The organism is Dietzia maris (assembly GCF_014144855.1).
Taxonomy (GTDB): domain Bacteria; phylum Actinomycetota; class Actinomycetes; order Mycobacteriales; family Mycobacteriaceae; genus Dietzia; species Dietzia kunjamensis.
In genome coordinates, this window is record NZ_JAALDN010000481.1 from 1 (window position 1) to 3,505 (window position 3,505).

The 3,505-nt window shown below is 72.4% G+C and carries 4 protein-coding genes; all 4 read right to left on the bottom strand.

The annotated features are described in order from the left end of the window. On the bottom strand, positions 1–791 hold a 791-nt coding region (locus G6024_RS14980; protein ID WP_235027932.1), incomplete at its 3' end, for a phosphotransferase. Continuing rightward, on the bottom strand, positions 788–1,636 hold the full coding sequence (locus G6024_RS14985) for a metal ABC transporter permease (protein ID WP_096906094.1): 849 nt from the start codon (positions 1,634–1,636) through the stop codon (positions 788–790). The genes G6024_RS14980 and G6024_RS14985, both read right to left, overlap by 4 nt. Then, positions 1,636–2,538, bottom strand: a complete 903-nt coding sequence (locus tag G6024_RS14990; RefSeq protein WP_096906093.1) for a metal ABC transporter ATP-binding protein — start codon at positions 2,536–2,538, stop codon at positions 1,636–1,638. Before G6024_RS14990 ends, G6024_RS14985 begins: the two co-directional genes overlap by 1 nt. Beyond that, the coding region (locus tag G6024_RS14995; RefSeq protein ID WP_159149072.1) for a metal ABC transporter solute-binding protein, Zn/Mn family at positions 2,528–3,505 on the bottom strand (978 nt) is incomplete at its 5' end. The genes G6024_RS14995 and G6024_RS14990, both read right to left, overlap by 11 nt.

Below are 3,505 nucleotides of genomic sequence, written 5' to 3' on the forward strand. Positions count from 1 at the left end.
CCGAGCCTGCCGGGTCCGCCGAGCCTGCCGGGCCCACTGACCCCACCGGCCCTGCCGAGCCCGCCGGCCGCTTGCCCGGCCGCCTGACCGCGGTCCCAGTACAGGTGTCGGACGTAGACGTCGTTGTGCAGCAGCACCCGCGGTAGGAGGGTGGACTGCAGCGCCCCGACCTCGTCGCAGATCTCCCTGGCCGTGGCCATCTCGGCGTCGGTGAACACCGCCGGCAGGTTGTTGTGCACGATCCCGCGGACGAAGTCCAGGTTCTCCGGCTGGTAGGAGTGGGGCACCCGGTCGATCGGGGGCGCCGAGGTGTCCTGGATGTGCAGCGCGGCCAGCAGCGCGCCGAGTTGGGCGGCGAGTGTCGTTCTCTCGGTGGCGGGCAGGCTGTCGAACAGCTCCGGGGTGAGGCGCTGCCCGCGCACCAGCGGGTACCCGGCGAAGCGGCCGTGCGCGGGTACGTGAGAGTAGTGGGGGAGGGCGGCGTCGACGCGTCCCGCCAGGTGATCGAGGACCGCGATCTCGGTCGGCAGCTGCGCGAGGGCCTGGTCGTCGGCGGGGAACCGGAACACCAGTTCGCGGTGGCCGTGCGCATCCGCCCCGGAGCACCCGCGGCAGATCATCACGACGTGGTCCCAGCCCTCGTCGATCCGCTCGGCGGAGTCCCAGGTCAGGGTTGGATAGGTGGCCCGGATGGCCTCGAGTTCGGCGGCATCGTCGTGCCCTCCGGCAGCACCGTCCGGCCCAGCACCGTCCGCCCCGGCACCCCCGGCACCCCCGGCACCCCCGGTCATCGCCGCACCGCCGCGACACCGCGGCACGAGAGGTAGATGACGAACGAGATCGTGGTGACGAACACCGAGACCGGCACGCCCGGCGCGAGGGAGAGCAGCATCCCCCCGACGGCCGCGATCTCGGCGAACAGGATCGTCAGCCCGATCGCCCGCAGCGGGCTGGAGGTGACGGCGGCTGCGGCGGCGGCGGGCGTGATGAGCAGGGACAGGACCAACAGTGCGCCGACGACCTGCACGGCCTGCGCGGCGGCCAGCCCCACGAGCACGGCGAAGACCATGTTGATGGCCCGCACCGGGACGCCCCGCGCCTCGGCGACCTCGGGGTCGGCCGACGAGAACACCAGTGGCCGGTACAGCACGATCAGCGCGCCCACGATGATGGCCGCGACCACCGCCATCTGCACCAGCCCGTGCTCGGACACTCCCACGATCTGCCCGGTGAGCAGGGAGAAGCTCGTCCCCGAGCGGCCGGGGTAGAGATGGATGAACAACACGGCCAGGCCGAGTCCGAACGCCATGACCACGCCGATCGAACTGTCGCGCTGGGACGCCCGGGAGCCCATCAGACCGAACATCAGTGCAGCGATCACCGACCCCAGGACGGCGCCCAGCCCCAGGTTGAGCCCGAACAGCAGCGCGGCGGCTGCGCCGGTGAGGGCGAGCTCGCTGGCGCCGTGCACGGAGAACGACATCTGCCGCATCACGATGAACGGCCCGATCGCACCGGAGAGCAGGCCGAGCAGTGCGATCGCGGCAAGGCCGTAGAGCACGAAGTCCTGCTCCAGCAGGTACGCGGTGGTCTCGGTGTCGGCGATGGACCCGAGGATCTCGAGCAGTCGGTCCATCAGTGCGCTCCATGTCCGTGGTCGTGGCCGCCTGCGGCGTCGTCATCGTGGTGGTGGTGCCCGCTCGACCAGGGTTCTGCGACGAGGTGCTGGGTGTCGCCCACCACGATGATCTGTCCGCGCACGCGCAGGACCTCGACGGGGGAGGAGTACAGCTCGGACATGACCTCGGTGGTGAAGACCTCGTCCGGGGTGCCGATGCGGTGCCGGCCGTCGACCAGGTAGACGATCCGGTCGACCATCGGCAGCACCGGGTTGATCTCGTGGGTGACGAACACGACCGCGGTGTCGTGCTCGCGGCGTCGGTGGTCGAGTACGGAGGCGACGGTGCGTTGACCGGTGAGGTCGAGGCTGAGCAGCGGTTCGTCACAGAGCATGACGCACGGGTCGCACGCGATGGCCTGGGCGACCCGCACGCGTTGTTGCTCGCCGCCGGACATCCGGCCGAGTGGCTTGTCGGCGAGCTTTCCGGCCGCGAGCCTGGTGAGGGCGTCGTCGACGATGCGCCGCTTTCCGGCGCGCCGTGACGGCCAACCGGGGCCCCAGCGGGTGCCGTCGATCCCGAGGGACACGAGGTCGCGTCCGCGCAGGGTGATGCCGGGGTCGAAGGCGCGCTGTTGCGGTACGTAGCCGAGGTGGGTGCCGCGGTCGCCGGGGGCGCGACCGTCGACGAGGACGGTGCCGGAGTCGGGCCGGTGTTCGCCGAGCAGCACCTTGAGCAGGGTGGTCTTGCCGGCGCCGTTGGGTCCGAGGACGGCCACGAACTCGCCGGGGGCGATCTCCAGGTCGAGGTCGCGGATGAGGGTGCGGCCGCCGCGGGAGACCGTCACGCCCTGCAGCGCGACGACCGGTCCGGGGCCGGGGGCGCCGCGGGCGTGGCCCGACCCGGGTTCAGTGGCCACCGTCGCCCACCGGGGTCGCGTCGGCCAGTGCGCCGGAGAGGTCGTCGACGATCCCCGTCATCCAGCCGATGTAGTCGGCGCCCTCGGGGAGGGTCTCGGTGAGGTCGACGACGACGAGGTCGGCGTCCTCGGCCGCGTCGCGGACGCGGGCGGTCACGGAGGTCTCGGTCTGGGTGTTGAAGGCCAGGAACGCGACCCGTCGCTCGGCCAGCAGGTCGAGCATGGCGGCGAGGTCGGCGGCGGACGGGTCGGTGTCGTCCTCGACGGAGGCGAGGAACCCGCGCGGCGTCAGGTCGGTCAGGTGCGCGGCCTCGAACAGGTGCGCGCCGACCCGCTCGGTCTGGGCGTAGGGGAAGTGGCCGCGGTCGTGGATCTCGTCGAGCCGCGCCTCGAGCGGGGTCAGGGCGTCGGCGAAGGCGCGGGCGTTGTCGCGGTACTGCTCGGCGTTGCCGGAGTCGATCGCGGCGAGTTCCTCGGCCACCCGCTCGGCCACGGCGGCGGCGGTGGGCAGGCTGAACCACACGTGCTCGTTGGCACCGTCCTCGTGTGCGTGCCCGCTGTGGTCGCCGGCGGGCCCCTCGTCGGCGTGAGCGTCCTCGTCGTGGCCGTCCTCGCCGTGGCCCTCGTCACCGTGATCGTCCTCGGCCACGGAGGCACCGGTGACCCGCTCGAACTCGTCGACCCCCCGCACGACGGGCACATCCCCGGCGTTGTCCAGCGCCATATCCACGAACGCGTCGTAACCGGCGCCGTTGTAGACGACCAGGTCGGCGCCCGCGACCGCGGCGGCATCGGCAGGGCTGGCCTCGTAGGAGTGCGGGTCGGCGGCCGGGTCGGAGATCACCGACTCCACCGAGGCGTTGCCGCCGGCGACCTGCTCGGCGATGTCCGCGTAGACGGTCGTCGAGGCGACCACGGTGGGCCCGTCGTCGCCCGCGCCGGCGTCGCCGTCGGTGCCGCAGGCGGT

Bases quoted from the DNA above. Each gene is read 5' to 3' on its own strand.
- G6024_RS14985 (WP_096906094.1), bottom strand. From the start codon at position 1,636: ATGGACCGACTGCTCGAGATCCTCGGGTCCATCGCCGACACCGAGACC.